General features: G+C 70.2%; 21 protein-coding genes. 11 read left to right on the forward strand and 10 right to left on the reverse strand.

The annotated features are described in order from the left end of the window. Positions 1 to 7 precede the first annotated feature (7 nt). On the reverse strand, positions 8 to 1,147 hold the full coding sequence (locus FFS25_RS03570; protein WP_137801937.1) for an alanine racemase: 1,140 nt from the start codon (positions 1,145 to 1,147) through the stop codon (positions 8 to 10). A 295-nt stretch (positions 1,148 to 1,442) separates the two neighbouring features. Between FFS25_RS03570 and FFS25_RS03575 the strand changes: the two genes are divergently transcribed. Both FFS25_RS03575 and FFS25_RS03580 read left to right on the forward strand, forming a co-directional pair. Beyond that, on the forward strand, positions 1,443 to 3,017 hold the full coding sequence (locus FFS25_RS03575; protein ID WP_137801938.1) for an AI-2E family transporter: 1,575 nt from the start codon (positions 1,443 to 1,445) through the stop codon (positions 3,015 to 3,017). A 100-nt stretch (positions 3,018 to 3,117) separates the two neighbouring features. Then, on the forward strand, positions 3,118 to 3,912 hold the full coding sequence (locus FFS25_RS03580; protein ID WP_137801939.1) for a cytochrome b5 domain-containing protein: 795 nt from the start codon (positions 3,118 to 3,120) through the stop codon (positions 3,910 to 3,912). 153 nt (positions 3,913 to 4,065) lie between these two features. On the opposite strand, the gene FFS25_RS03585 is transcribed toward FFS25_RS03580, so the two are convergent. Next, on the reverse strand, positions 4,066 to 6,708 hold the full coding sequence (locus FFS25_RS03585) for an AAA family ATPase (protein ID WP_137801940.1): 2,643 nt from the start codon (positions 6,706 to 6,708) through the stop codon (positions 4,066 to 4,068). Then, positions 6,705 to 7,952, reverse strand: a complete 1,248-nt coding sequence (locus FFS25_RS03590; RefSeq protein ID WP_137801941.1) for a metallophosphoesterase family protein — start codon at positions 7,950 to 7,952, stop codon at positions 6,705 to 6,707. The genes FFS25_RS03585 and FFS25_RS03590 overlap by 4 nt, the downstream gene beginning before the upstream one ends. Before the next feature lie 221 nt (positions 7,953 to 8,173). Here FFS25_RS03590 and FFS25_RS03595 point away from each other — a divergent pair, with 221 nt between their 5' ends. The 3 genes from FFS25_RS03595 (at position 8,174) to FFS25_RS03605 (ending at position 10,173) form a co-directional block, all read left to right on the forward strand. Beyond that, complete coding sequence (locus FFS25_RS03595; RefSeq protein ID WP_058871351.1) at positions 8,174 to 8,629, forward strand: lipopolysaccharide assembly protein LapA domain-containing protein; 456 nt, start codon at positions 8,174 to 8,176, stop codon at positions 8,627 to 8,629. A gap of 85 nt (positions 8,630 to 8,714) precedes the next feature. Continuing rightward, positions 8,715 to 9,635, forward strand: coding sequence for a diacylglycerol/lipid kinase family protein (locus tag FFS25_RS03600; RefSeq protein ID WP_137801942.1), 921 nt, complete (start codon positions 8,715 to 8,717; stop codon positions 9,633 to 9,635). Positions 9,636 to 9,759: 124 nt separating this feature from the next. Beyond that, positions 9,760 to 10,173, forward strand: a complete 414-nt coding sequence (locus FFS25_RS03605) for a VOC family protein (protein WP_137801943.1) — start codon at positions 9,760 to 9,762, stop codon at positions 10,171 to 10,173. Between the two features lie 121 nt (positions 10,174 to 10,294). Here FFS25_RS03605 and FFS25_RS03610 read toward each other — a convergent pair whose 3' ends face one another. Then, a complete protein-coding gene (locus tag FFS25_RS03610) occupies positions 10,295 to 12,514 on the reverse strand; it encodes an NADP-dependent isocitrate dehydrogenase (RefSeq protein ID WP_137801944.1) in 2,220 nt (739 codons plus the stop codon). A gap of 205 nt (positions 12,515 to 12,719) precedes the next feature. Here FFS25_RS03610 and FFS25_RS03615 point away from each other — a divergent pair, with 205 nt between their 5' ends. Then, positions 12,720 to 13,277 (forward strand): phage holin family protein, encoded by a 558-nt coding sequence (locus FFS25_RS03615; protein WP_137801945.1) that lies wholly within the window; start codon positions 12,720 to 12,722, stop codon positions 13,275 to 13,277. 13 nt (positions 13,278 to 13,290) lie between these two features. Here the strand turns inward: FFS25_RS03615 and zupT are convergent, their stop codons facing one another. Beyond that, entirely contained in the window at positions 13,291 to 14,100 is an 810-nt protein-coding gene (gene zupT, locus FFS25_RS03620) for a zinc transporter ZupT (protein WP_137801946.1), read from the reverse strand. Between the two features lie 37 nt (positions 14,101 to 14,137). Next, on the reverse strand, positions 14,138 to 14,863 hold the full coding sequence (locus FFS25_RS03625) for a PIN domain-containing protein (protein WP_326493249.1): 726 nt from the start codon (positions 14,861 to 14,863) through the stop codon (positions 14,138 to 14,140). Positions 14,864 to 14,962: 99 nt separating this feature from the next. On the opposite strand from FFS25_RS03625, the gene FFS25_RS03630 reads away from it, so the two are divergent. After that, positions 14,963 to 15,688 carry a maleylpyruvate isomerase family mycothiol-dependent enzyme gene (locus FFS25_RS03630; RefSeq protein ID WP_137801947.1) on the forward strand — a complete coding sequence of 242 codons (726 nt, stop codon included), beginning with the start codon at positions 14,963 to 14,965 and terminating at the stop codon, positions 15,686 to 15,688. Between the two features lie 117 nt (positions 15,689 to 15,805). On the opposite strand, the gene FFS25_RS03635 is transcribed toward FFS25_RS03630, so the two are convergent. After that, a complete protein-coding gene (locus tag FFS25_RS03635; protein ID WP_137801948.1) occupies positions 15,806 to 16,153 on the reverse strand; it encodes a GNAT family N-acetyltransferase in 348 nt (115 codons plus the stop codon). Next, positions 16,146 to 16,646 carry a carboxymuconolactone decarboxylase family protein gene (locus FFS25_RS03640; RefSeq protein WP_137801949.1) on the reverse strand — a complete coding sequence of 167 codons (501 nt, stop codon included), beginning with the start codon at positions 16,644 to 16,646 and terminating at the stop codon, positions 16,146 to 16,148. The genes FFS25_RS03635 and FFS25_RS03640 overlap by 8 nt, the downstream gene beginning before the upstream one ends. 317 nt (positions 16,647 to 16,963) lie before the next feature. Between FFS25_RS03640 and FFS25_RS03645 the strand changes: the two genes are divergently transcribed. The 4 genes from FFS25_RS03645 (at position 16,964) to FFS25_RS03660 (ending at position 22,476) form a co-directional block, all read left to right on the forward strand. Then, on the forward strand, positions 16,964 to 18,595 hold the full coding sequence (locus tag FFS25_RS03645) for a peptide ABC transporter substrate-binding protein (protein WP_137801950.1): 1,632 nt from the start codon (positions 16,964 to 16,966) through the stop codon (positions 18,593 to 18,595). Positions 18,596 to 18,741: 146 nt separating this feature from the next. Beyond that, on the forward strand, positions 18,742 to 19,668 hold the full coding sequence (locus tag FFS25_RS03650) for an ABC transporter permease (protein ID WP_137801951.1): 927 nt from the start codon (positions 18,742 to 18,744) through the stop codon (positions 19,666 to 19,668). Beyond that, the gene (locus FFS25_RS03655; RefSeq protein WP_137801952.1) at positions 19,661 to 20,698 is read left to right on the forward strand and encodes an ABC transporter permease; all 1,038 of its coding nucleotides are present in this window, start codon (positions 19,661 to 19,663) and stop codon (positions 20,696 to 20,698) included. The genes FFS25_RS03650 and FFS25_RS03655 overlap by 8 nt, the downstream gene beginning before the upstream one ends. A 191-nt stretch (positions 20,699 to 20,889) precedes the next feature. Then, on the forward strand, positions 20,890 to 22,476 hold the full coding sequence (locus tag FFS25_RS03660; RefSeq protein WP_231861065.1) for a dipeptide ABC transporter ATP-binding protein: 1,587 nt from the start codon (positions 20,890 to 20,892) through the stop codon (positions 22,474 to 22,476). A 70-nt stretch (positions 22,477 to 22,546) separates the two neighbouring features. Here FFS25_RS03660 and FFS25_RS03665 read toward each other — a convergent pair whose 3' ends face one another. Further along, the gene (locus tag FFS25_RS03665) at positions 22,547 to 23,218 is read right to left on the reverse strand and encodes a response regulator (protein WP_137801953.1); all 672 of its coding nucleotides are present in this window, start codon (positions 23,216 to 23,218) and stop codon (positions 22,547 to 22,549) included. Continuing rightward, positions 23,215 to 24,633, reverse strand: a complete 1,419-nt coding sequence (locus FFS25_RS13685; RefSeq protein ID WP_137801954.1) for a sensor histidine kinase — start codon at positions 24,631 to 24,633, stop codon at positions 23,215 to 23,217. Before FFS25_RS13685 ends, FFS25_RS03665 begins: the two co-directional genes overlap by 4 nt. Between the last annotated feature and the right edge of the window lie 96 nt (positions 24,634 to 24,729).

Consider the following 24,729-nt stretch of genomic DNA (forward strand, 5'->3'; position numbering starts at 1 on the left):
GAGCGCTTCAGCTGTTGAGCCCGCGGGCGGCGACCTTCCACGAGCCCAGCACGGCCCCGCCGTCGATCACCGTGACGGAGCCGATGAGGTTCAGGGTCAGGCACACGTGGTTGGGGATCACGCGCAGCTGCTCGCCCATGGCCGGCAGCGCGTCCTCGGGCGGGAAGACGACGGTCGCGTGGTGCTCGGACAGCGCCGTGATCCGCGCCCGCGGGTGGTTCGGCAGGCGCCCGTACCCGGTGGCCCACGCCGGGCGGTCGCTGCCAAGGACCTTCGAGCCCGCGTCCAGCACGATCCGGCGCAGCGACGGTCCGTCGTCCTCCGCTTCCTCGTGGTCATGGCGGGAGACGACGGTGGCCGCGACCGACAGGGACACGTCCTGGATGCCGATGCGCCCGAGCTCGAGCTGCTGGGCGTCGCCGAAGACGTAGACGCCCGGGCGGATCTCCTGCACCGCCGTGGGCTCCTCCACCTCGGCGGTGGGGCTCGAGCCGCCGCTGACGTGCACGATCTCGTGGCCGGCCTCGCGCAGCTCTCGGGCAGTGCCTGCAAGGATCGCGCTCTCCTGGGTGGCCGCCGAGGACTGCTCGCCCGGGGCGTAGCTGTGCCCCGGGAAGGTGAAGAGGCCGTCCAGTCGCACGCCCAGCTCCCGGGCGCGCTGCGCGATCGGCAGGGCGTCGTCGGGCAGCACGCCGCTGCGGTGGTGGCCGCTGTCCAGCTCCAGGGACACCGAGAGCGGCGCATCGCCCAGCTCGCGGGCGATCTGCTCGACGGCCTCGACCGAATCCGTGCCGATGCGCAGCCGCGTCTTCTCCGCCAGCAGCTTCAGCCGCACGGCCTTGCGCATGTCGACCCACAGGGGATAGGCGATGAACAGGTCCTCGATGCCGGCACCGGCGAAGACCTCCGCCTCGCCGATCGTGGCCACGGTCAGGCCCACCGCACCGGCGTCGATCTGCCGGCGGGCGATCTCCGGGATCTTGTGCGTCTTGGCATGCGGGCGCAGCGTCAGGCCGCGCCGAGTCGCCGAGTCGGCCACCCGAGCGATGTTGGCATCCAGGATCCGACGATCCACCACCACCGCAGGCGTGGACAGGGGCAGATCCGGCAGGTGCTGGGCGGGGAAGTCAGCATGAGCTTCGGTCATGGCCCGACCCTATCTGCGTGCGCCCGGGCCCTGAGCCCCCACCCGAGTGCCCGAATCCGAACCGCACCGCCACCGACAGGCCGAGTCGTCACCGGGTCCGGCGGCTTGCGGTGAGGAAGCGGCCACCGGATCCAGGAGCGGTGGGCAATCGGCCAGTCGCTGGAAGGGGAGCGGCGATGCGGCCGCTCGGGCGCCCGGACATCTGCGGGACATCAGGCGGGTCTAGGATCTGCTCGACGGCCGCAGGGCCGCCCGTGCGTCGCAGCCGCGGCGCCGCTGCCCCACAGGAGCCTCGATGTCCCCGGCTGAGCCGCACGGAACCCGCAAGACCGACCGCTCGACGCTCGGTGAGCCCGGAACAGCGTCGTCTGCGCGGTCGAACTCGAGTGCCGGATCACCTGAATCCACAGGACCCACGGCCACGGATCATCCGGCCGATGAGCCCGCCGGTCTCGCGGGTCTGCTAGACGAGCAGCCGGTCCAGGAATCCCCGGAGACGGGGGTGCCTGCCGAGGACCGCACCACCCTGACCCCGGTCGAGGCCTTCGAGGCCGCACGCGACGGATCCCCTGATGACGGACAGCCACAGGGACAGGAAGAGGTGACCGGGCCGACCTTCGACACAGCCGCTTCGATGCGCGGGGGCGAGGCCGGGTCGCGTCGTCTGGTGCTGATGCTGGTCGGGGTGGCGGCGGCACTGCTGGCTCTGGAGGGGATCAGCCGCTACGCCAGCTTCATCGCCCCGGTCTTCTTCGCGCTGAACATGGTGATCATCGTCCACCCCCTGCACGCCTGGCTCGTGCGAAGGCTGCGGTGGCCGGTCTGGCTGGCCGCGATCACCGCTCTGGCAGTGGTGCTGATCGCGCTGCTGGCCTTCTTCTACTCCATGGGATGGGCGATCTTCGCGCTGCTGACGGCATTGCCCGGCTACTCCGGAGAGTTCGCCGCGCTGGGCGATGACCTCATGCAGTGGCTCGCGCAGTTCGGCGTGACGACCGAGACCATGGCGGCCAACATCGAAGCCAATGTGCCCGACATCGTGGGCTTCTCGACGGAATGGCTGCTCGATGTGGCCTCGAACGTCTCCGGAGTGGCCACCATGCTGGCGATCGTCATCACCGCGATCTTCTTCCTCACCCTGGACTCCATGACCATCCGCCGGCGGATGGGCGTGATCCTGCTGCAGAAGCCCCTGGTGGGCCGCGCGCTGCTCAGCTTCGCCGCCGGGGTGCGCAGGTACTGGATCGTCACGACGGTCTTCGGGCTGATCGTGGCGCTCATGGACCTGGGCTACCTGTGGGCACTGGGGATCCCGCTGGCCGGTGTCTGGGCGGTGCTGGCCTTCGTGACGAACTACATCCCCAACATCGGGTTCGTCATCGGCATGATCCCGCCGACCATGATGGGCCTGCTCGAGGGCGGCTGGCTCGATGCGCTGGCCGTGATCCTGGGCTTCAGCGTGATCAACCTGGTCATGCAGTCGTTCATCCAGCCCAAGTTCACCGGCGACGCCGTGGGAGTCACCCCGATGGTCTCGTTCGTCTCCGTGCTGCTGTGGTCGCTCGTGCTCGGCCCGCTGGGGGCGCTGCTCGCCCTGCCGGCCACGCTGCTGGTCAAGGCCCTGCTCGTGGATCCCAACCCAGACGTGCGCTTCGTCAACGCGCTGATCGCCTCCTCGCCGGAGGACGGGCTGTCGTCGGCGGCTGCCGAGCAGGCCCGTGCCTCCCGCGGCGCCCTGGCCCGTTGGATCAGCGGGACCACCCGACGCCGGCGCCGCCCCGCACCGGTGGCGGGTCGCGGCACAGCGGAGGCGAGCGACTCGACGCAGGCCTCGGAGGCGCCCGCAGCCTTGGCAGACGAGCGCTCCTGACCCGTCACGGAAGCTTCCCGCGTCAGCGACATGCGGGGTCTCACTCCACTGAGTCCGACAATTTGAGGGACGCGTCATCTTTTTCCCGTACCGTGGAAGCATGAACTTGCAGATTCCCCTGCAGACCAGTCCGTTCACCGCCGTAGGCGACCTTCCTCTGCATCCGCTCGTGGTGCATCTTCCGGTCGTGGTGCTGCCGCTGACGGCCATCCTGCTGATCGTCGCGGCGGTGGTGCCAGCCGTGCGCCGACGCGTTTTGGGCCTGTCCGTGATCGGCGCCGCGCTCGGGCTGGCCGGGGTCATCCTGGCCCTGATCTCCGGCGACGCCTTCGCCCAGCAGGTCGGCATGCCGCAGCAGCACGCCGACGCCGCGAACCGCCTGCTCGCGGCCTCGATCGCGCTGTTCGTGCTGACGACGGCCTGGTGGACCAGCCGGGTCCTCGCCGACCGGAAGCAGCGCGCCGAGGTCGAGGGCGCAGGTGCGCTGCCGACGGTCCTGGGCGCGCTGAGCGCTCTGACGGGCGCGGCCGTGCTGATCTTCGCCGTGCAGACCGGTCACACGGGCGCCCAGGCCGCGTGGTCAGGGGCCATGGCCACGAACGCCCCTGCGGGCACCAGCGCCGAGGAGTCGTCCTCGGCCGCCACCGAGTCCGAGGCTGAGACCTACACGATGGATGAGGTTGCCGAGCACGACGGCGCCGAGTCCTGCTGGGCCGCGATCGACGGCGGCGTCTACGACTTCAGCGACTGGATCGCCCAGCATCCCGGGGGTGAGGGCGCGATCGAGTCGCTGTGCGGGAGCGACGGCACCGAGGCCTTCACCGGCCAGCACGAGGGCAGCGATCGGGTGGCCGAGCAGCTCGCGGAGTTCAGGATCGGCGAGCTCGCCGCCTGAGCCTGCTGGCGCACTCAGCGCAGTCCGGCCCGCGTCTGCGGCCGAGCCCCGGAGGTCCTGCCGTCCGGGGCCGGGAGTCGCAGTCCCGGCCTTCCGTGCTGGACCGGGACTCGCAGTCGCTGCCGTCCGGGATCATCGGAGAGCGCGCTGCGCTCAGTCGCCGATCCGGACCTCGGCCGTGCCTGCGACCGCTGCGAAGCGCTCCGGCGTGGCGGTGAGCAGGATGACCTGAGCCCGGCGTCCGGCCGATTCGAGAGCCGCGGCCAGGCTGGCCAGACGCTCGGGGTCGGAGTGGCCAAGGGCGTCGTCGAAGATCACCGGCACTCCCTCCACCGGATCCACCAGGGTGGCCACGGCCAGGCGCACCAGCACGGCGAGCTGCTCGCGGGCGCCCGTGGACAGCGACGACTCGTCGATCCAGGTCCCGTGCATGAAGCGGCGGGTGACCTCCAGATCCTCGTCGACCTCGACCCGGAAGCTTGAGCCGAAGACGTGGGCCCCCAGCCGCTCCAGCTGCTGGCGGAACGGCTCCGTGTAGCGGCGATGCGCCTCCGCCTGGAAGCGCTCCAGGGTGTCGGCCAGCAGCTTGGCGGCCGCTGCCCGCCGCAGATGGCTGCTCAGCTCCTGAGCGACCGCGCGGCGCCGGGTGAGCGCGGTGTCGAAATCGGACTGCTTCTGGTCTCGGTCCAATGCCATCAGAGCACCCCGGGACTGGGCGCGCTGATCGCGGGCCTGATCCAGCACCCGGCGCAGTGCCTCTGGGCGGCGCATGCGCGCCTCGTACTGGCTGCGCTTGTGCTCGCCGTCCTGGTCCTGCCACTGCCGCTCGAGCTGGGCTGCCTGCTCCTGGGCCCGCGCGAGCTCGTCGATGGCCTCCTGATGCGAGGCCTCCACGGCATCGTCGGCGATCTGCTCGCGCTCGTGGGCGAGCTGCTGCTCGTCGCGCTGCGCGGACTCCGCCTGCGCGTCCAGCGCGGCCCGCGCGGCACCCAGCTCCTCCCGCCGGGCTGACAGGGCCGCTTCTGCGCCGGAGACGTCGTCGCGCACGGTCTCCAGCGTGCTGCGGGCGTTCTCGGCGGCCTCCTCCGCCTCCTGCAGGGCATCTGCGGCTTCCTGCGCCGATCCGGTCATGGCCGGAGGATCTGAGTCCGCGGGCCGCTCCGAATCGGCCAGCAAGGAGGCAAGCCGCTCGTGCTCGCGGCGCAGCTCGGCCTCGTCGTGCTGGGCGAGCACGCTGCGGCGGCGCTGTACCAGCGCGGTGCGCTCGCGCTGCGCCTCCGTCTGCTCGCGCAGCAGATCGCGGGCCTCCTGCGGGGAGGCGACCTCCCACCGGTCCAGCGCTTGCCGCAGGGCCTCCTGAGCGTCGTTCGCGGCCCGGCTGCGGTCCTCGCGCCCCTTCTCGGGGACCACGCTCACCCGCAGCTGCCCCGGCAGCTCGAGGTCGATCTGCTCGGTCACGGCGCGGGTCTGCGCTTGCTGATCGAGCAGCTCGATCGACTCGTCGCCCAGGTGCACCGTGCGGGGGCCTCCCAGGGCGGTCACCGTCAGCTCGGCGGAACCGGCTGCGACCTGCGCTCGAGCGGTCGCCAGGGCCCGCTCGGCGGCATCGATCCGCTCGACGTCGGCGGCGCCGATGGGGGAGTCAGGGGCCTGACCCAGCGCCTCGAGCTGCTGGGCGATCTCCTCGAGCTCGTGCAGCTGCTGTGCCAGCTCGCTGTGGCGCTGCCGGTGCTGGACCAGGCGCTGGGCGGTGCGCAGCGCGCGGGCTCGGCCCCGGGCCTGCTCCTCCGCAGTGCGAGCGCTCTCGAGCTCGGTGCGGTGCTGCTGCGCCGCTTCCTGCGCGGAGTCGAGCTTGACCTGCAGCGCTTCTGCCTCCGTACGCAGCTGCGCGGCACGCTGGTGAGCCTCCTGTGCCCGGGTGCGCAGCCGCTCGCGCTGCTCGAGATCGGATCGGCGCTGCTCGGTGCGCGATGAAGCCGCCTCCGCCGCCGCTGCGGCCTGCTCCCTGCGGGTCTGCAGCTGAGTGAGCGCGGCGGCCGAGACTCTGGCCTGCTCGGCGTCCTCCTCCGCTGACGCGAGGGTGCGCTGGGCGGCGGTCAGCGCGCGCTCGTCCCGCTCCAGGCGCTCTTCGGCTTCCACGAGGCTCGCGAGCTCGGCGTCGGCTCGCTCATGGTCGGCCACGGCCTCACGGTGCCGGTCGCGCACGGCCTTGGTGGCGGCGTTCTCCTTGCCGCCGGCCGTCCAGTACCGCTCGCGCTCGGCCTGGGCCAGAGCGAGCAGGCTCGAACCGGACTCGCTCTGGGCGCTGCCTCCGCTGGCCTGCTCCAGGGCGGACTTCAGCGCCGAGGAGTCGGTGAGCCTCTCCCGGCCCGAGGCCGAGCCCTGCAGCATGCGCAGCGTCGACCACAGCGTCTGATCGGAGCGCTCGCGCAGGGCCATGACGGTGTCGTGGGCCTCCCGCCCCGAGATCGTGTCCCCGGCGCGCGGTCCCTCGAGGAAGCGCAGGGTGGTCTTCTTGGCCTTGAGCCACTGCTTGCGGTACAGCAGGCGGTGGCCCTCCAGGGTGAACTCCGCCTCCACGGCGATCCCCAGGTCATCGCCCACGGGATCCGCCGCCTTGACGGCCTTGGCCCCGGAGCTGTCCGGGATCTCCAGCAGGAGGTCGAAGGCCTCGATGAGGGACGACTTCCCGGACTCGTTGCGCCCCTGCAGCACGGTGATCCCTGTGTCCGGGAACTCGACCGTGCGGTCCCGGACTCCCTTGAAGCTGTCGACGGCGATGCGGTGGATCCTCATGCGCGCTGCCCTCCGCTCAGCCGCACCAGCAGGCGCAGGGCATCCTGGGCGGTCTCGCGCTCAGCAGGCGGCGCCGGCTCGCGGAGCATCTCCTCCTGCTCGGCCTGCTCCGAGAGCTCTTCTGCGGCGATCGGCTCGGGCGACCCGTCCTCAGCGCGCTCCCGCTCGGGCTGCCAGGCCCTCTCCCGAAGCTCCTCGAGGGTCTGCTGGGCGAAGCCGCCCAGCGAGATCTCCTGCATCTCCTCCTGGCTGGGCAGGATCACGATGTCCGTGTGCCGGTCCCAGGCCTCCAGCGACGCGAAGCGCGCCCCCTGGGATTCGAGCAGCTCGTCCAGCTGCGCCGCCTGCCCGACTGTGAGGGCTCCCCGCAGAGCCGTCTTGACCATGGTCCGCTCCTTGGGCGTCTGAGCATCCAGCTCGGCGGCCAGCGCCTCGAGGTCCTCCGGGCCGTCGAGCTCGCGCTCGATCACCACGTGGCGCCACCGCCCGACCTGGTGGTCCTGCACCGTGACCTGGGACCCGGCCGGGGCCTGCGGATCGATCTGGACCTCCAGCACCAGGCCCAGACCGGTCTCCCGGAAGCTGGTGGTCTCGTGGGCCCCCGAGTACTGGATGGCCCCGCGTCCGTCCTGCGGCCAGCGGATGTGGCGATCGCCCAGTGCGACGTAGTGGATCCGCCCGTCCGCCAAGGCTGCCTCCAGCGGTGCCCGCCTGACGGTGACGGGGGAGGAGGCATCCGGATCCAGCTCCTCCAGCATGCCGTGACCGACGAGCACGCGGACGGTCCCATCTGCCTCCAGACCCTCCAGCGCCGGAGCCACGGGATCCGCGTCCGGCTTGCGGGTCCGCCACGGCGCCCCGACCACCTGGACGCCGTCGAGCACCTGGACGGGACCGGAGTCCCGGAGCAGCATGACGTTGTCCGGGAGGCCGTCGCGCACGGCGGGCGAGTCCCACAGCGAGCCCGTGCCCAGAGGGTCGTGGTTGCCCGGAAGCAGCAGCACCGGCAGCTCGCAGCGCATGGCTTCCAGCGCCCGGCCCATGTCCTGAGGGCTGAGATTGGCATGGTCGAACACGTCTCCTGCCACGACCACGAACGAGCATTCGCGCTCCAGGGCCAGCGCCAGGAGGGTGCGCACGGTGTCCACCCGGTCGGCGGTGAAGCGCGGCTGAGCCTCACCGGCCAGGTAGTGCCGGGTCATGCCCAGCTGCCAGTCGCTGGTGTGCAGGAAACGAACGGTCACGGCGGGCCTCCATCAGGGCGCTCCGGCGGATGCGGGGACGAGAACGGGCCGGGGAAGCGAACTCCCATGACCCTAGGAAGCGAGTCCGACATCACAAGGTCCTGGTGAGACCCGATGTCAGGCCGTCAGCGAGGTGATGATCCCGTAGATTGGGCCCACGGAATGCGCGGCGGCCGTGCGTCCCCTTCCGGTCCCGCCGCCCCTGAGAGCGAGGAGACCCCATGTCGCAGAACACCCCTTCCGAGCCGACCTGGAACCCGGAGACCAGCCCGGCCGGCGTGTCCGCCTCCGAGGTGCCCGGACAGCAGCCGGAGCAGCCTCGTCCCGCGCAGGAGCCGGCGCCTGCGCCCCAGCAGGCTCCGCGCCAGGCCCCACCGACCGATCCCAAGCTTGACGGCCACAGCTCCGGCCCGGGCGCCGGCGTGTGGGCCGCGCTGATCGTGGGCATCCTGGTGCTGGTCGTCCTGCTGATCTTCATCCTCCAGAACATGGAGGACGCCACGATCCACTTCATGTCCTGGACCTCCTCCATGCCCACCGGCGTGGCCATGCTGCTCGCCGCGATCGCCGGCGCCCTGGTCATGGCCCTGGTCGGCTCGGTGCGACTGTTCGCCGTGAACCGTCGCGTGCGCAAGCTCGAGAAGGAGCGCGAGCGCATCAAGTCCACGCTGCGCTGAGCGCGCTGATCGATCCGCGGAGCATCTCCATGACGGCCGCGTCCTCGCCTGTGCGGGACGCGGCCGTCGTCGGAAGCGGCTCTCCGTGAGCGATCGTGCGGACGTCGTCGTCATCGTGCATCCGCTGCGGCGCCATGCCGCTGCGATCGAGCCCCTGCTGCGGCAGCGAGCGGCCGCGGCCGGGCTGCGGGTCCGCTTCGAGGCGACCACCTCGCAGCGCCCCGGCGCGCAGCAGGCCGCCCGGGCCGTGGCCGACGGAGCGGCTCGGGTGATTGTCGCCGGCGGTGACGGCACCGTCCGCAGCGCCGCCTCGGGCCTGATCGGCTCAGAGGCCGTCCTGGGCATCATCCCGACGGGCACCGCCAATCTCTTCGCCCGCAATCTGGGCATCCGTGCTCCGCGCACGGTGAAAGCGCTCGACGCTGCGCTGCGCCATGCGCTCGCAGCTGACCCGACCCCGCACGATGTCGGTCTCCTGAGCTGGCGCGACGGAGACCAGCAGAGGCATGACGACGTCTTCCTGGCGGTCGCCGGCATGGGCGAGGACGCGGCGGTCGTGGCCGCCACGGACGAGGTGCTCAAATCCCGCACCGGCTGGCCGGCCTACCTGCTGCGCGGTGCCGCCAGGCTGCGCTCGCCCCTGCACACCCTCGGCATGCGCGTGGACGACGGTCCCGAGCTCGAGCTGCTCGCCTGGTCCGTGCTGATCGGCAGCGCGCCGCGGATCCCGCTGGCCATCCGCGTCTTCCCGCACGTGCGCACGGACTCCGGAGACCTCGAGCTGCTGCGAGCGGCGCCTCAGTCCCTGCGCGACTGGGCGAGCATCGGCTGGCACGGCATGACCAGACGACCGCAGCGGGCCCGGGCTCTGCACTACGACCGCGCGCTGTCCGTCGAGCTGCGTCCGCGGAGCCCGCTGCTGCTGCAGGCCGACGGCGATCTGCTGGGCCGTGCCGTCGAGGTCCGGGCCGAGGTCAGCCCCGTGGCCCTGCGGGTGGCGACCTGAGCGGACCGGCCTCGCCTGCTGCGGAAGGAGTCCCGCCGGACCGGGCACGACGGCGCCGCGCGCTGCCGATGCCACACTGATCACCAGAACCAGCACTCGAGCATCACCTCCAGGGAGGAATCCCATGGCAGCACGCCTGAGCCCCTTCATCATGTTCTTCGGCGACAACCACGGCCAGGCGGAGACCGCCCTGAGCACATGGGTCAGCGCGTTCCCCGACTCGGAGGTCCTCGAGCTGTCGCGGTGGTCCGAGGACGATGAGAACGAGGTCGCCGGCACGATCTCCCAGGGCCTGGTCCGCGTGGCGGGGACCACCGTGCGGACCTTCGACAGCGCCTTCGACCACGGCTTCCCTCTGACCCCGGCGGTGTCCATGTCCGTCGAGCTCGACACGCACGAGCAGGTCCGCGCCGCCCACGAGATCCTGCTCGACGGCGGCTCCGAGCTCATGCCGCTGGGGGAGTACCCCTTCAGCCCCGCCTTCGTGTGGCTGCAGGACCGCTGGGGCGTGAACTGGCAGATCAGCGCAGCCGGCTGAGCTGATCGCGCCGACCGAACCGCGCGGTCCGTCGGAGCAGCCCCGCAACGCACTGCGGCCCCGCTCACCGAACGGTGAGCGGGGCCGCAGTCGGATCCGGTGCCTCAGCAGAGGCGGGAGATCACTTCTTGAGGCTGTCGATCGCCTCGTTCAGCGTGGCCGAGGGGCGCATGACCGCGAAGGCCTTCTCGTCCTCGGGGCGGTAGTAGCCGCCGATCTCCGCCGGGGAGCCCTGGACGCCGAGCAGCTCGGCGACGATCTTCTCCTCGCCGTCGGACAGGCGCTGGGCGACGTCCGAGAACGCCGCGGCCAGCTCGGAGTCCGCCGTCTGCTGCGCCAGAGCCTGGGCCCAGTACAGGGCCAGGTAGTAGTGCGAGCCGCGGTTGTCGATCTCGCCGACCTTGCGCGAGGGCGACTTGTTCTCCTCCAGGACGCGGCCGGTGGCCTCGTCCAGGGCGTCGGCCAGGACCTGCGCCTTGGGGTTGTCGTAGCGCGAGGCCAGGTGCTCGAAGGAGGCCGCCAGCGCCAGGAACTCGCCCAGCGAGTCCCAGCGCAGGTGGTTCTCCTCGACCAGCTGCTGCACGTGCTTGGGCGCGGAGCCGCCGGCGCCGGTCTCGAACAGGCCGCCGCCGTTCATCAGCGGGACGATCGAGAGCATCTTGGCGGAGGTGCCCAGCTCCAGGATGGGGAACAGGTCCGTGAGGTAGTCGCGCAGCACGTTGCCGGTCACCGAGATGGTGTCCTCGCCCTTGCGCAGGCGATCGATCGTGAACTTCGTGGCCTCGACCGGGCTCAGGATGCGCAGATCCAGGCCATCGGTGTCCTCCTCGGCCAGGTACTTCTCGACCTTCTCGATGAGGTTGCGGTCGTGGGCGCGGGACTCGTCGAGCCAGAACACGGCCGGCATGCCGGAATCGCGCGAGCGGCGCACGGCGAGCTGGACCCAGTCCTTGATCGGGGCGTCCTTGGCCTGGCAGGCGCGCCAGATGTCGCCCTCCTCGACCTCGTGGGACATCAGGACCTCGCCGGCCGAGTTCACGACCTCGACGGTGCCCGGAGCCGGGATCTCGAAGGTCTTGTCGTGCGAGCCGTACTCCTCGGCCTTCTGCGCCATGAGCCCCACGTTCGGGACGGTGCCCATGGTGGTGGGGTCGTAGGCGCCGTTGGCGCGGCAGTCGTCGATCACGGCCTGGTAGACGCCGGCGTAGGACGAGTCCGGCAGCACGGCCAGGGTGTCCTCCTCGGTGTCGTCCTTGGACCACATGTGCCCCGAGGTGCGGATCATGGCCGGCATGGAGGCGTCCACGATGACGTCCGAGGGCACGTGCAGGTTCGTGATGCCCTTGTGCGAGTTCACGTAGGCCAGGGCCGGGCCCTCTGCCAGGCCCTTCTCGATCTCCGCCTTGATGCCGTCGCGGACCTCGGGATCCAGCTGTTCCGCACCCGAGAGGATCGAGGCCAGGCCGTCGTTGGCCGACAGGCCGGCTGCGGCGAGCTGGTCGCCGTAGACCTCGAACAGGGTGGGGAAGAAGGCGCGGACCACGTGGCCGAAGATGATGGGGTCGGAGACCTTCATCATGGTGGCCTTCAGGTGCACCGAGAACAGGACGCCCTCGGACTTGGCGCGCTGGACCTGCTCGGCCAGGAAGCCGTCCAGGGCGCGAGCGGACATGAAGGTGGCGTCGACGACCTCGCCGGCCAGCACCGGCACGGACTCCTTGAGCACCTGCTCGCCGTCCTGCGTGCGCAGGCGGATCGTCAGGGTGTCATCGGCGGGGATGACCACGGACTTCTCGTTGTCGCGGAAGTCGTTGGCGTCCATGGACGCCACGTTGGTCTTGGAATCGGCGGACCACGCACCCATCTTGTGGGGGTTCTTCTTGGCGTAGTTCTTCACGGCCTTGGGGGCGCGGCGATCCGAGTTGCCCTCGCGCAGGACGGGGTTCACGGCCGAGCCCTTGACCTTGTCGTAGCGGGCGCGGACGTCCTTCTCCTCGTCCGTCTGCGGGTCCTCGGGGTAGTCCGGGATGTCGAAGCCTGCGGTCTGCAGCTCCTTGACCGCGGCCTTGAGCTGCGGGACGGAGGCCGAGATGTTCGGCAGCTTGACGATGTTCGCCTCGGGCGTCTTGGCCAGCTCGCCGAGCTCGGCGAGGGCGTCGTCCAGGCGCTGGTCCTCGCTCAGGCGCTCCGGGAACAGGGCGATGATGCGACCGGCCAGCGAGATGTCGCGGGTCTCGACCTCCACGCCGGCGGTGGTGGCGAACGCCTCCACGATCGGCTTGAAGGAGTAGGTGGCCAGCAGCGGGGCCTCATCGGTCTTGGTCCAGATGATCTTGGGCATATGAGTCGTGACTCCTTCGTTCGACGTCATGCGGTGCGTGATCGCCTTCAAACCTACCCGATCCGACCTCTCCATCAGAGGCCTGGGTCACGCTGTCCGGGCGGCAGGCTGGGACGACGGGTCCGCTGTTGCGCGCGGCGCGAACGCCGATGTCAGCGCGCCCCTGCCTCAGCTTCCGGACAGCTGGAGCGGGTAGAACGGGTCCATGCTCTGGAGATGGCTCGTCAATTCGCTCGCGGTGGCCCTGGCCACCGCCCTGGTGCCCGGCATCCACCTGAACACCGCGACCCTCGCCACGCAGATCCTGGTGATCGTGATCGTGGCCGCCGTGCTCGGTGCGTTCAACGCCGTGGTCAAGCCCGTGCTGCAGCTGCTCAGCGGCTGCCTGATCATCCTGACGTTCGGGCTGTTCCTGATCGTGATCAACGCCGCCATGCTGCTGGTGGTCTCCACCGTCATGGAGGTCTTCGGCGGCTACTGGGTGGTCGAGTCCTTCTGGCCGGCGGCCGTGCTCGGCTCGCTCGTGATCTCGCTGGTCAGCATGCTCATGGGCGCGTTCGAGCCCAGGCGCCGGCAGGTCGTCGTGGTCGAGCAGCGCCCCGGCGCCGTCCCCGGGCGCGATCCCTACGGCCGTCCGGTGCGCGGCGGCTCGCAGGCCCCGCGGCGCAACGGGCCGGACACCTACCAGTACCGCGGCGACGACGGCCGCCTGCACGAGGGCGAGATCTACGACCCGGAGGACCCCACCGGCCGCGGCCGCTGAGCGCGCCGTCTGCTCATCCCAGCATCGCCAGGCTCACCGCCATGACAGCCATCCCGGCCACGATGCCGTAGACGCACAGGTGGTGCCCGCCGTACTTCTCGGCCGTGGGCAGCAGCTTGTCCAGCGAGATGAAGACCATGATCCCCGCCACGGCGGCCAGCGAGGCCCCGAGCAGGGCGTCGGTCAGGAACGGGCGCAGCAGCAGGAAGCCGATCACCGCGCCCAGCGGCTCCGAGAGCCCGGAGAGGAAGGACAGGCCGATCGCGCGGGCCCGCGAGCCGGTGGCCTGGAAGACGGGCACGGCCACGGCGATGCCCTCGGGGATGTTGTGCAGGGCGATCGCCACCGTGATGGCCACGGCCACCGACGGATCGCCCAGGGCCGCGGCGAAGGTCGCGAAGCCCTCCGGGAAGTTGTGGATCGCGATGGCCAGGGCGGTCAGCATGCCTGTGCGCAGCAGCCGGGAGTCGGCTGCGGGCGCTGCGACTGCGGCGTCGGGTTCGGCGTCGCCGGGCTGATAGGCGAACTCGTGCGGATTGGCCTGATGCGGCACGATCCGATCGATCACGGCGATCACCGCGATGCCAGCGAAGAAGCCCCCGACCATGCCCCACGTCCCGCGACCGGGCCCCCAGGCGGCGCTCAGCAGGTCGCCGGCCTCGGCCAGGATCTCCACGAACGAGACGTAGAGCATCACGCCCGCGGAGAAGCCCAGGCTCAGCGCCAGGAACGATCCGTTCGAGCGGTTCGTGAGGAAGACGGCAAGACCGCCCAGGCCCGTGGCGAGCCCGGCGATCACCGTCAGCAGCAGGGCAGCGGCCAACGACTCTCCTCAGGCGGTGCGGATCAGCAGCAGCGGATCAGAGGTAGCGCGACGGATCGAAGGCGTCGAGCTCGATGATGCGCAGGCGCGGCAGCGGGGCCTTGAAGGCCTCGAAGTCGTCCTCCAGGTCGACGATCTGCAGGCCCTTGTCCTCCATCTCGTGCAGCCCGGCCGAGAGCAGCTCGCGGAAGCACAGCACGGCCACGCGGCGGCCGTCGTCGAGCAGGGCCTCGATCTCGTCGTGGAAGTCGATGTCGTGGGAGGCCAGGATGACGTCGCCGTGGCCCTGGTCCAGGATCGCCTTGAGCATGCGCTGGATGCCGACGTCGACGACCTTGACCTTGGGCGGGGCGGCCAGGGGGATGACCTGGTAGTCGAAGCCGCGCAGCGCGGCCACGAAGCTGAAGGGCAGGTGCCCGTGGGAGCCGTTGAGGAAGAACAGGCCGTTGGTGTCCTGGCGCCACAGCTTGCGGGCGCCCCTCATGACCTTCTCCCAGCGCGGCCGCTCCTCCGGCTTGGGCTTGCGCTCGAGCAGGGACATGCCCAGGGTGGCGTCGATGTTCTCGCCGTCGACCAGCAGGTACGTGGTGCTGGGGGCGGAGGCCGACGGCTCGACGGTCGGCTCGTCGGCCACGGCGGGCGCGGCCGGGGTGGTCGTCCCCTGCTCCGGAAGAGAGCTGGCCTCGGCGGGGTCGACGACGGCGGAGGCTGCGGAGGAGTCGGAGCGGCGCGTGCCGAACTGGGCGTTGTCATGCGGAACCATGCGCACGAGCGTACGGGAGGATCCTGGTGCGCGCCGGTGCGCTGAGGCGGACGCGCGCCCGATGTGTTGCGCCTTACACCGGGCCGATAGCCTGGTCCCATGAGCGCCATCCATCCTGTCCTGAATCCTGCCCGTGTCCGCTCGGACCTCTCCCGCCTGGGGCGCGAGTCCGAGCAGTACCTCTCCACCGTCGAGTCCTTCCACGACGACGAGTTCGACAAGCCGTCGCACTGCGAGGGCTGGAACCGCGCCATGGTCATCGCCCACGTGGCGGTCGCGGCCCGTCGCTTCAAGCGCCTGCTGGAGTGGGCGGAGACCGGTGAGGAGCAGAAGCTCTTCGAGTCCAGGCAGGAGCGCACCGAGGCCGTCGAGCAGCTGGCCGCCAAGCCGCGCGAGGAGCTCAAGGCCGAGTCCCGCGCCGCGCTGGAGGCCTTCATCGCCGACGCCGAGGTCCTGACCGGTGAGCTGAAGGCCGAGGAGGTCGGCATCGGCCCCAAGCGCTTCCCGGCCACCTCCATCCCCGCCGTGCTGATCGCGGAGGTCGTGGTCCACCACGCCGATCTGGACACCCAGTGGGAGGTCGAGGAGGCCGATCCCGACTCCCTGCTCAACGCCGTGACCGCCGGAGTGCTGAACCTGTCCGTGAAGGACTCCCCGGGCCTGACCATCGTCACCGACGAGGGCGACGAGTGGGTCGTCGGCGACGGCTCCCTGCGCGTGGAGGGCGACCGCGAGGGCATCCTCGACTGGCTCTCGCGCGGGCGCACCGAGGGCATCTACCTGCCCGAGGGCGTCGACGAGGCCCCGGAGCTGCCGGCCTGGTGAGCCGACTCGGCGCAGCAGCTGCCGGAAGACCCGACTGCACGACGAGGGCGCCCGCACCATGACCGGTGCGGGCGTTCTCGCGCACTGCGTTCCCTGACAGCTTCCGAGTGCGTCGGCTCAGGAGCTGCGTCGCTGGCGCGCCTGGACCGCCTCCAGATGGCGCGGGCGGACCGCGACCGCGTGCTGCGCATAGTCGTCGTGCCTCTTCAGCCAGGCCTTGACGTACGGGCACACCGGCGCGATCCGGAAGCCGCGCTCGATCGCGTCGTCCAGGGCGAAGCGCACCAGCTGGGAGGCCACGCCCTGACCCTCGAAGGCGTCGTCGACCTCGGTGTGGAAGAAGATGCGCTCGGGCTTCTCGGCCTCCGAGGCATCCACCCAGTACGTCTTGCCGGCGATGGCGTCCCCGGACAGCGCCTCGTAGCGCTGGGGGCCGTCGTCGTTGCGGAAGCTCAGCTCAGTCATGGCGTGCCTCGGCCTTCTTCTTGCGGTCCAGTGCGCGCTCCTGGACGGGGTACTCGGACAGGATGGAGAGGCGGTTGAAGGCCCCGATGGTGATGGCCGCCCACTGCACCGCCGAGAACTGGGCGTCGGTCAGCACCTCGCGGGCGGCCTCCAGGCGCGAGCGGCGGGTGACCTGATCGGGCAGCTCGGCGGCGATCTCAGCCACGGTGAGCGCGGCGCATTCGACGTCGTCGAACAGCTCGGTCTCCTCCCAAGCGGTCAGCACGGCCAGCTGACGATCCGTGACACCGGCCCGACGCGCCAGCTTCACGTGCATGTCCAGGCAGAACCCGCAGCCGTTGAGCTGGGAGACCCGCACGTTGATCAGCTCGGCGACGACCCGGGACAGGCCGGCCTCCGCCAGGGAATCGGCCACCTGCCGGGAGAGGCCGTTGAGGGCCTTCCAGGAGGCGGGATCGGCCTTGTCGAGGTAGAACCGCGGGTTTTCGCTCATGCCCCGAGAATAACGTGACATGTCACGCGCCACAAGAGCCGGCCGTGTCTGGCGACACGCCGATGTCCGCCGAGAATGCCGGTCGGAATCAAAGCGTCCGATCCAGGGCCCGAAACCGCTCCCGCGCTGGACAGTCGGGCTCCGACGGGGCGATCTAACAGACGGAGCGGGTGCTGGCGGAGGGCGGTATGCGCGGGAGCGTCCCTGCAATCTTCAGAAATGCTGGATGCGAGCTGTAGCCTTTCTTACATTCAGGGGTGTCTCGAATCACATCAGCGACGGCAGAGCCCCACCAGCACTCTCCACAGGAGGTCACCATGAACCCTTCCTTCTCCCGCCGCGGACTGCTGGGCGCCTTCGCCCTCACCTCGGCCTCTGCCCTCGTCCTGACCGCCTGCGGCGGAGGCGGCGGCGAGGACAGCGACGGCCCCATCACGGCCTTCGGCACCGAGCCCGAGAACCCGCTGGTCCCCACCAACACCACCGAGCAGGGCGGTGGCCGCGTGGTCACCCTGATCTTCGTGGGTCTGATCAGCTACGACGACAATTCCGAGGCTGTCAACGAGCTGGCCGAGTCCATCGAGGCCAACGACGACAACACCGTGTGGACCATCAAGATCAAGTCCGGCAAGAAGTTCACCAACGGCGAGGACATCACCGCCCAGAGCTTCGTGGACTCCTGGAACTACGGCGCCGCCGCCAAGAACGCCCAGCAGGGCTCCTACTTCTTCGAGACCATCAAGGGCTACGACAAGGTCTCCGCCGAGGGCTCGGAGGAGGACGAGATGGAGGGCCTGGTGGCGGTGGACGACACCACCCTGGAGGTCACCCTCTCGGCCCCCGACTCCACGTTCGGCAACCGCCTGGGCTACTCTTCCTACGCCCCCATGCCGCCCTCGGCCTTCGACGACATGGAGGCCTTCGGCGAGAACCCCGTGGGCTGGGGCCCGTACAAGATGGACGGCGAGGGCGCCTGGGTCCACGACCAGGAGATGCGCCTGGTCAAGAACGAGGACTACGACGGCTCCACGCCGGCGGCCAACGACGCCGTGACCTTCAAGATCTACCAGACCGCCGAGGCCGGCTACACCGACCTCGTGGGCGGCAACCTCGATCTGCTCGACGTCATCCCGCCGTCGAACATCGAGGTCTCCGAGGACGACCTCTCCGGCCGCCTGACCAATCGCGAGTACGCGGGCAACTACACGTTCGGCATCCCGTACTACCTCGAGGGGTGGTCCGGAGAGGCCGGCAAGCTGCGCCGCCAGGCCATCTCCAAGGCGATCGACCGGGACGAGCTCATCGAGGTGATCTTCAAGGGCGAGAACACTCCCGCGGTGGACTTCACCTCGCCGGTCGTGGCCGGCTACGACGCCGATGCCCTGAAGAACACGGCCAACGCCGAGTTCGACGCCGACGAGGCCAAGAAGCTGTGGGATCAGGCCGAGGGCATCGAGCCCTACAACGGCAACACGTTCGAGATCGCCTACAACGCAGATGGCGGCCACAAGGAGTGGGTCGACGCTGTCTGCAACATGATCAAGAACAACCTCGACATCGAGGCTGCGGGCAAGTCGTACCCGACCTTCAAGGAGCTGCGCACCGAGGCCAACGACGGCAAGCTCACCTCGGCCTTCCGCTCGGGCTGGATGGCGGACTACCCGTCGCTGTACAACTTCCTCTCCGCGCAGTACGCCACGGACGGCTCGTCGAACGACGCCCGCTACGAGAACAAGGCGTTCGACGACAAGCTCAAGGAGGGCCTGGCCGCCAGCTCGGACGACGAGGCGAACAAGGCCTTCCTGGAGGCTGACGACATGCTGCTCGAGGACCTCCCGGCGATCCCGCTGTACTACCCGAACCGCACCAGCGGCTACAGCGAGGCCGTGGACAACGTCGCGCTGACCTGGAACGGCGAGATCGATTACACCAAGGTCACCCGGGCCTGATGCCTCGCGACCGGGCCGGAGCCGCTGAGCAGCTCCGGCCCGGTCGCGCTTTTCCCGCAGCCGCATCGTTCCAGGAGCCTCTCGCACCATGACTCACCACGCGCCGGCCCTCCGGCATCCCCGTACGACGGGAGGTGCCCGCTGACATGGCCTGGTACCTCGTCCGCCGCCTCCTCCAGATGATCCCGGTCTTCCTGGGAGCCATCTTCATCGTCTACTTCCTGATGTTCGCCACCTCCGGCGATCCCACCGCTGCGCTGTGCGGCGAGAAGGGCTGCACCCCCGGCACCAAGGCCGCGCTCGAGGCCCAGTACAACCTCGACAAGCCCTTCCTGATCCAGTTCCTGCTCTACCTCAAGGGCGTCGTGACCTTGGACCTGGGCGACAACTTCTCCGGGCGCCCGATCATGTCGGTCATCGCCGACACGTTCCCCACCACGATCAAGCTGGCTGCGCTCGCCGTGCTCTTCGAGGCGGTCTTCGGCATCCTCTTCGGCGTGATCGCAGGCCTGCGCAAGGGCACCTGGATCGATTCGACCCTGCTCGTCGTCTCCCTGCTCGTGATCGCCGTGCCGGTGTTCGTGCTCGCCTTCGTGGCCCAGTACGTGATCGGCATCCACTTCGGCCTGGCCAGACCCACGGTCTCTGGAGGCGCACCGCTCAACGAGCTGATACTTCCAGCGCTGGTGCTGGGAGCGCTGTCCTTCGCCTATGTGCTGCGGCTGACCCGCAACTCGATCGCCGAGAACCGCGAGTCCGACCACGTCCGCACCGCCACGGCCAAGGGCCTGCCGCGGCGGAAGGTCATCACTGTGCACGTGCTGCGCAACTCCCTGATCCCGGTCGTGACCTTCCTGGGCGCCGATCTGGGCGCGCTGATGGGAGGGGCGATCGTCACCGAGTCCATCTTCAACGTCAACGGCATCGGCAATCAGCTCTACAAGGCGATCAACCTGGGCGACGGCGCCATGGTGGTCTCCATCGTGACGCTCGTGGTGGTCATCTTCCTGATCACCAACCTGGTCGTCGATCTGCTCTACGCCGTGCTCGACCCAAGGATCCGATATGCCTGAGCAGAACCAGAACCAGAACCCGGATTCCCCGCAGGGCTCGGTGCACGAGACCCTGGACCCGTCGCCGCGCGTGATGGGCTCGCACGAGGTCTACCTGCCGGATCACTTCGTGGCGCCCGTGGTGGAGGAGCAGGGCCGCGCCGGCATCGAGAACCAGCTCGAGGGCAAGCCCTCGAGCCTGTGGCGCGACGCCTGGTCGACCCTGCGCCGCAACCCGGTCTTCCTCGTCTCCGCCCTGCTCATGCTCTTCGTGCTGTTCGTGGCCGCGTTCCCCGGGGTGTTCACCTCGGCCGCGCCCAATGCCGGGTGCGAGTTGTCGAACTCCAACGGCGGCCCCGCCCCCGGACATCCGCTGGGCTACACCAACCAGGGCTGCGACATCCTGGCCCGCGTGGTCCACGGAACGGGTCCCTCGATCATGGTGGGCTTCGGCGCCACCCTCGGCGTCGTGCTCATCGGCGGGCTGCTGGGCGCGCTGGCCGGCTACTTCGGCGGCTGGATCGACGCGATCATCTCCCGCTTCATGGACATCATCTTCGCGCTGCCGCTGATCCTGGGCGCGATCGTGTTCATGCAGGTCCCGCTCATGCGGGAGAACCGCGGCGTGACCACGCTGGCGATCACTCTGGTGATCTTCGGGTGGCCGTCGATCGCGCGCATCACGCGAAGCTCGGTGATCTCGGTGCGCAATGCGGACTTCGTGACCGCGGCGCGCTCGCTGGGCATGAGCCGGCTCGGCATCCTGTTCAAGCACGTGATCCCCAACGCCGCCGGGCCCGTCATCGTGATCGCCACGATCTCGCTGGGCACGTTCATCGTGGCCGAGTCCACGCTGTCGTTCCTGGGCATCGGGCTGCCAGCGGAGGCGATCTCCTGGGGCAATGACATCTCGGCGGCGCGCCCGCAGCTGCGCACCAACCCCGAGACGCTGTTCTGGCCCTCGCTCATGCTCTCCATCACCGTGCTGAGCTTCATCATGATGGGCGACTCGCTGCGCGACGCCCTCGACCCCAAGGGGAGGACCAAGTGAGCACCTCGGCGAACAGCCCCCAGCTCGACGGCGACGGGAAGCACCGGGCCGAGACCCAGGGGCCCTGGGCCCCCGGGCAGGAGCCGCTGACCCGCACGGGCCGGATGGTCAGCCTCAAGGCCCACGAGATCCTCAACGCGGGTTCAGACGCCTCGGGGCAGCGCCAGCAGGGGCAGACGCCGCTGCTGGAGATGAAGGGGGTGGGCATCACCTTCAAGACCGGCACGGGCGACGTCCAGGCCGTGGCCGACTCGGACATCCGGGTGATGCGCGGGGAGACCGTGGCCATCGTGGGCGAGTCCGGCTCGGGCAAGTCCACCTCGGCGCTGGCGGCCATCGGGCTGCTGGCCTCGAACGGGCGCGTGTCCTCCGGGCAGATCCTCTTCGACGGAGAGGACATCACGCATCCGTCGGCCAAGCGGCTGGAGGCGCTGCGCGGCTCGCAGATCGGCATGGTCCCGCAGGACCCCATGTCGAACCTCAACCCGGTGTGGACCATCGGCGCGCAGGTCCGCGAGACGCTCAAGGCCAATGACAAGCCGCACGGCGACGCCGACGTGGTCCGGGCTCTGGAGGAGGCCGGGCTGCCGGATGCCGAGCGGCGCATGAAGCAGTACCCGCACGAGTTCTCCGGCGGCATGCGCCAGCGCGCGCTGATCGCCATCGGGCTCTCGTGCCGCCCGCAGCTGCTGATCGCCGATGAGCCGACCTCCGCACTCGACGTCACCGTCCAGCGCCAGATCCTGGATCATTTGGGGCGGCTGACCAGCGAGCTCGGCACCGCGGTGCTGCTGATCACCCACGACCTCGGCCTGGCCGCCGAGCGCGCGGACCGGGTGATCGTGATGCAGAAGGGCCGCGTGGTCGAGTCCGGCCCCGCGCTGAGCCTGCTGCGCGACCCGCAGCATCCCTACACCAAGGAGCTGGTGGCGGCGGTGCCGTCGCTGTCCCCGGATGATCTCGCAGCGAGCGTGGACAGCGCCGCCCCGGAGCTCATCCAGGTGAAGGATCTGGTCAAGGAGTACAAGATCCGCGGCTCGTGGGGCCGGTCCTCCGAGTTCCGCGCCGTGGACGACGTCTCCTTCACGGTGCGTCGCGGACGCACGACCGCGATCGTGGGGGAGTCCGGCTCGGGCAAGTCCACGATCGCCAAGATGCTGCTGGGACTGGAGGACATCACCTCCGGGACCGTGACCGTGGACGGCCACGACATCAGCGGGTTCAAGGGCCGACAGTGGTTCGACTACCGCCGCAAGGTGCAGCCGATCTTCCAGGACCCCTACGGCTCGCTGGATCCCATGCGCAGCGTCTTCCGCTGCATCGAGGAGCCGCTGAAGGTGCACAAGGTGGGCGATGCCGCCTCGCGCCGGGCGAAGGTCCATGACCTGCTGGACCGCGTGGCGCTGCCGCGCCAGCTCGGCGATCGCTACCCGAACGAGCTCTCGGGCGGTCAGCGCCAGCGCGTGGCCATCGCCCGGGCGCTCGCACTGGATCCGGAGATCGTGGTGTGTGACGAGGCCGTCTCGGCCCTCGACGTCCTGGTCCAGGAGCAGGTCCTGCAGCTGCTCGGCCAGCTGCAGCAGGATCTCGGTCTGACCTACCTGTTCATCACCCACGACCTGGCCGTGGTGCGGGAGATCGCCCACGACGTCTGCGTCATGGAGAAGGGCAGGCTCGTGGAGACCGGCACCGTGGACTCGGTGTTCGAGAACCCGCAGCAGGAGTACACGCGCCGACTGCTCGACGCGATCCCCGGCAAGGACCTCCTGGAGGTCTGAGCGCGGTCCCGCACCGGGCCCCGTCGTCGTCTCCTTCCGGGACGGCGACGGGGCCCTTCCGCGTTCCTGCTCAGCCCACCAGCCCGAGCTCGTGGGCCAGCACCACGGCCTGCACGCGGTCGCGAGCCCCTGTCTTGGCGAGCACGCGGGAGACATGTGTCTTCACGGTCGGCTCGGAGAGTACCAGAGCCTCCATGATCTCGTGGTTCGACATCCCGCGGCCCACGAGCTCGAAGACCTCCTGCTCCCGGGGCGTCAGGGACCGGAGGCGGGGGTCATCGGCCACGGTGCGCTGCGGCGGGTCGATGAACCGGCGCATCAGGCGCTGCGTGGTCGACGGCGCGATCACGGCGTCGCCACGGGCACAGGTGCGCAGGGCGCCGAGCAGCTCCTCCGGCTCGGCGTCCTTGAGCAGGAAGCCCGAAGCCCCGGCTCGGATGCCCTCGAGCGCGTACTCGTCCAGATCGAACGTGGTCAGCAGGACCACCGTGACCTGCGGATGCTCGGCCAGGATGCGACGGGTGGCCTCCAGGCCGTCCATGCCGGGCATGCGGATGTCCATGAGCAGGACATCGGGCGCCTCACCGGTCGCGGCCAGGCGCGCGACGAGGTCCACGGCCGCCTGGCCGTCCCCGGCCTCGCCGGCCACGACGAGGTCGGGCTGCGAGCCGATCAGCATGGCCATGCCGCTGCGGATCAGGGGCTGGTCGTCGATCAGCAGGATGCGCAGGGGATCGGTCATCGGGTGCCCTCCTCGGTGGTCGTGGGGCTGCCGTTCTGCGGGTCGGTGGCCTGCGGATCACGTGGAAGATGCGGATCCTTCTCGACCGGCTGATCCCGTGCGGTCGGCTGGTCTCGTTCGTCCTGTTGGTCGGATGCCTCGGACGAGGCGGCCTGCACGTTCTGGGCCTCGGCGGGCAGGCGACCGGCGAGCAGCCATCGTCCGGGCGATGCGGGGTCGGGGCCGGCCTGGATGGTCCCGCCATAGAGACCGAAGCGCTCGCGCAGGCCGCGCAGGCCCTGTCCGCCGCCGTCGTGCCCCGGGCGGGGAGGCTCGGGGGACTCCGCGCCCAGGCCGCCGCTGGTGACGCGGACGGTCAGCTCCGCGCCGTCGTGGCGGAGCTCGACCCTGACCCGGGAGGCATCCGGGGCGTGCTTGAGCGTGTTGGTCAGGCCCTCCTGCACGAGGCGGTAGGACGCCAAGGAGGGTCCTGAGGCCAGTTCCGGCAGCGGCTCCGGGCAGGTCTCCACATCGATCTGCAGACCGGCGCTGCGCACCGAGTCCACGAGCGCCGGGAGGTCCTGCACGGTGGGGACCGGAGCGCGCTCGGCCTCCTCGCCTTCGGTGCGCAGCACGCCCAGCAGGCTGCGCATCTCGCTGAGCGACCCGCGAGCGGTCGTGGCGATCGTGGCCAGGACGTCGGCGGCCACCGAGGGATCGCTGCGCACGGCGTACCGGGCGCCGTCGGCCTGGGCGATCACGACGGACAGCGAGTGGGCCACCACATCGTGCATCTCCCGGGCGATGCGGGTGCGCTCGTCCTGTGCGGCCAGGCGCACCTCCTGATCGCGCTCGACCTCCAGGCGGTGCGCCCTCTCGGCGAGGACCTCGGCGCGGTGCGACTCGGCCTCCCGACGCTGCAGGGTCACGCGATGCAGATCGCCGGCCAGGTACGAGGCGACGATGATCAGCATCATCATGATCCCCTGGGTGGCGGCGCCGATGGCCCACTCGGTGGTCGTGACCTCGTCGATGCCGAAGGACAGGGGACCGCCCAGGCGCCATCCGGGCCAGCTGGCGCTGACGATCGCAGCCACCAGCAGGGCCAGCGCCAGCACCGACACACGGGTGCGACGGCGGCAGCGCGAGGCCACGGTGTAGAGCAGCCAGGGCACGCCGAGCAGGCCGATGCCCAGGGGGAAGACCCCCAGCACCACCGTGGCGATCACGGAGAAGAGGGCGAACAGCGCGGCGGACAGGGCGGGACGAAGGGGCCGCAGGACCAGCACGGCGATGAGCGCCAGCGAGCAGGCCATCTGCACCGGAGAGCTCACGGCCACGAGCACGGTGAAGGCGGCCAGCACCAGGAGGAACAGGGCATTGGCCCAGACGGAGTGGGTGCGCAGCCAGTCGGCCACGCGGTGATGCAGCTGCATGGGACCTCGGGGGAATCGAGCGGATGGGCATCGCGTCGGCACTGGGGCGACGGGCCTCGAGGCGGCCGCGTCGACAGGACAGCGGAGAGCGCTCAG

It is taken from the genome of Kocuria sp. 2SI (genome assembly GCF_005502825.1).
In the GTDB taxonomy this organism is placed as follows: Bacteria; Actinomycetota; Actinomycetes; order Actinomycetales; family Micrococcaceae; genus Kocuria; species Kocuria palustris.

Excerpts from the sequence above, each read along its gene's own strand:
- FFS25_RS03595 (WP_058871351.1), top strand. The coding sequence starts at position 8,174 with ATGTCGCAGAACACCCCTTCCGAGCCGACCTGGAACCCGGAGACCAGC.
- FFS25_RS13685 (WP_137801954.1), bottom strand. The coding sequence starts at position 24,633 with ATGCAGCTGCATCACCGCGTGGCCGACTGGCTGCGCACCCACTCCGTC.
- FFS25_RS03665 (WP_137801953.1), bottom strand. The coding sequence starts at position 23,218 with ATGACCGATCCCCTGCGCATCCTGCTGATCGACGACCAGCCCCTGATC.
- FFS25_RS03655 (WP_137801952.1), top strand. The coding sequence starts at position 19,661 with ATGCCTGAGCAGAACCAGAACCAGAACCCGGATTCCCCGCAGGGCTCG.
- FFS25_RS03610 (WP_137801944.1), bottom strand. The coding sequence starts at position 12,514 with ATGCCCAAGATCATCTGGACCAAGACCGATGAGGCCCCGCTGCTGGCC.
- FFS25_RS03640 (WP_137801949.1), bottom strand. The coding sequence starts at position 16,646 with ATGAGCGAAAACCCGCGGTTCTACCTCGACAAGGCCGATCCCGCCTCC.
- FFS25_RS03650 (WP_137801951.1), top strand. The coding sequence starts at position 18,742 with ATGGCCTGGTACCTCGTCCGCCGCCTCCTCCAGATGATCCCGGTCTTC.
- FFS25_RS03645 (WP_137801950.1), top strand. The coding sequence starts at position 16,964 with ATGAACCCTTCCTTCTCCCGCCGCGGACTGCTGGGCGCCTTCGCCCTC.
- FFS25_RS03630 (WP_137801947.1), top strand. The coding sequence starts at position 14,963 with ATGAGCGCCATCCATCCTGTCCTGAATCCTGCCCGTGTCCGCTCGGAC.
- FFS25_RS03585 (WP_137801940.1), bottom strand. The coding sequence starts at position 6,708 with ATGAGGATCCACCGCATCGCCGTCGACAGCTTCAAGGGAGTCCGGGAC.
- FFS25_RS03615 (WP_137801945.1), top strand. The coding sequence starts at position 12,720 with ATGCTCTGGAGATGGCTCGTCAATTCGCTCGCGGTGGCCCTGGCCACC.
- FFS25_RS03570 (WP_137801937.1), bottom strand. The coding sequence starts at position 1,147 with ATGACCGAAGCTCATGCTGACTTCCCCGCCCAGCACCTGCCGGATCTG.
- FFS25_RS03625 (WP_326493249.1), bottom strand. The coding sequence starts at position 14,863 with ATGGTTCCGCATGACAACGCCCAGTTCGGCACGCGCCGCTCCGACTCC.
- FFS25_RS03605 (WP_137801943.1), top strand. The coding sequence starts at position 9,760 with ATGGCAGCACGCCTGAGCCCCTTCATCATGTTCTTCGGCGACAACCAC.
- FFS25_RS03580 (WP_137801939.1), top strand. The coding sequence starts at position 3,118 with ATGAACTTGCAGATTCCCCTGCAGACCAGTCCGTTCACCGCCGTAGGC.
- FFS25_RS03575 (WP_137801938.1), top strand. The coding sequence starts at position 1,443 with ATGTCCCCGGCTGAGCCGCACGGAACCCGCAAGACCGACCGCTCGACG.
- FFS25_RS03660 (WP_231861065.1), top strand. The coding sequence starts at position 20,890 with ATGAAGGGGGTGGGCATCACCTTCAAGACCGGCACGGGCGACGTCCAG.
- FFS25_RS03635 (WP_137801948.1), bottom strand. The coding sequence starts at position 16,153 with ATGACTGAGCTGAGCTTCCGCAACGACGACGGCCCCCAGCGCTACGAG.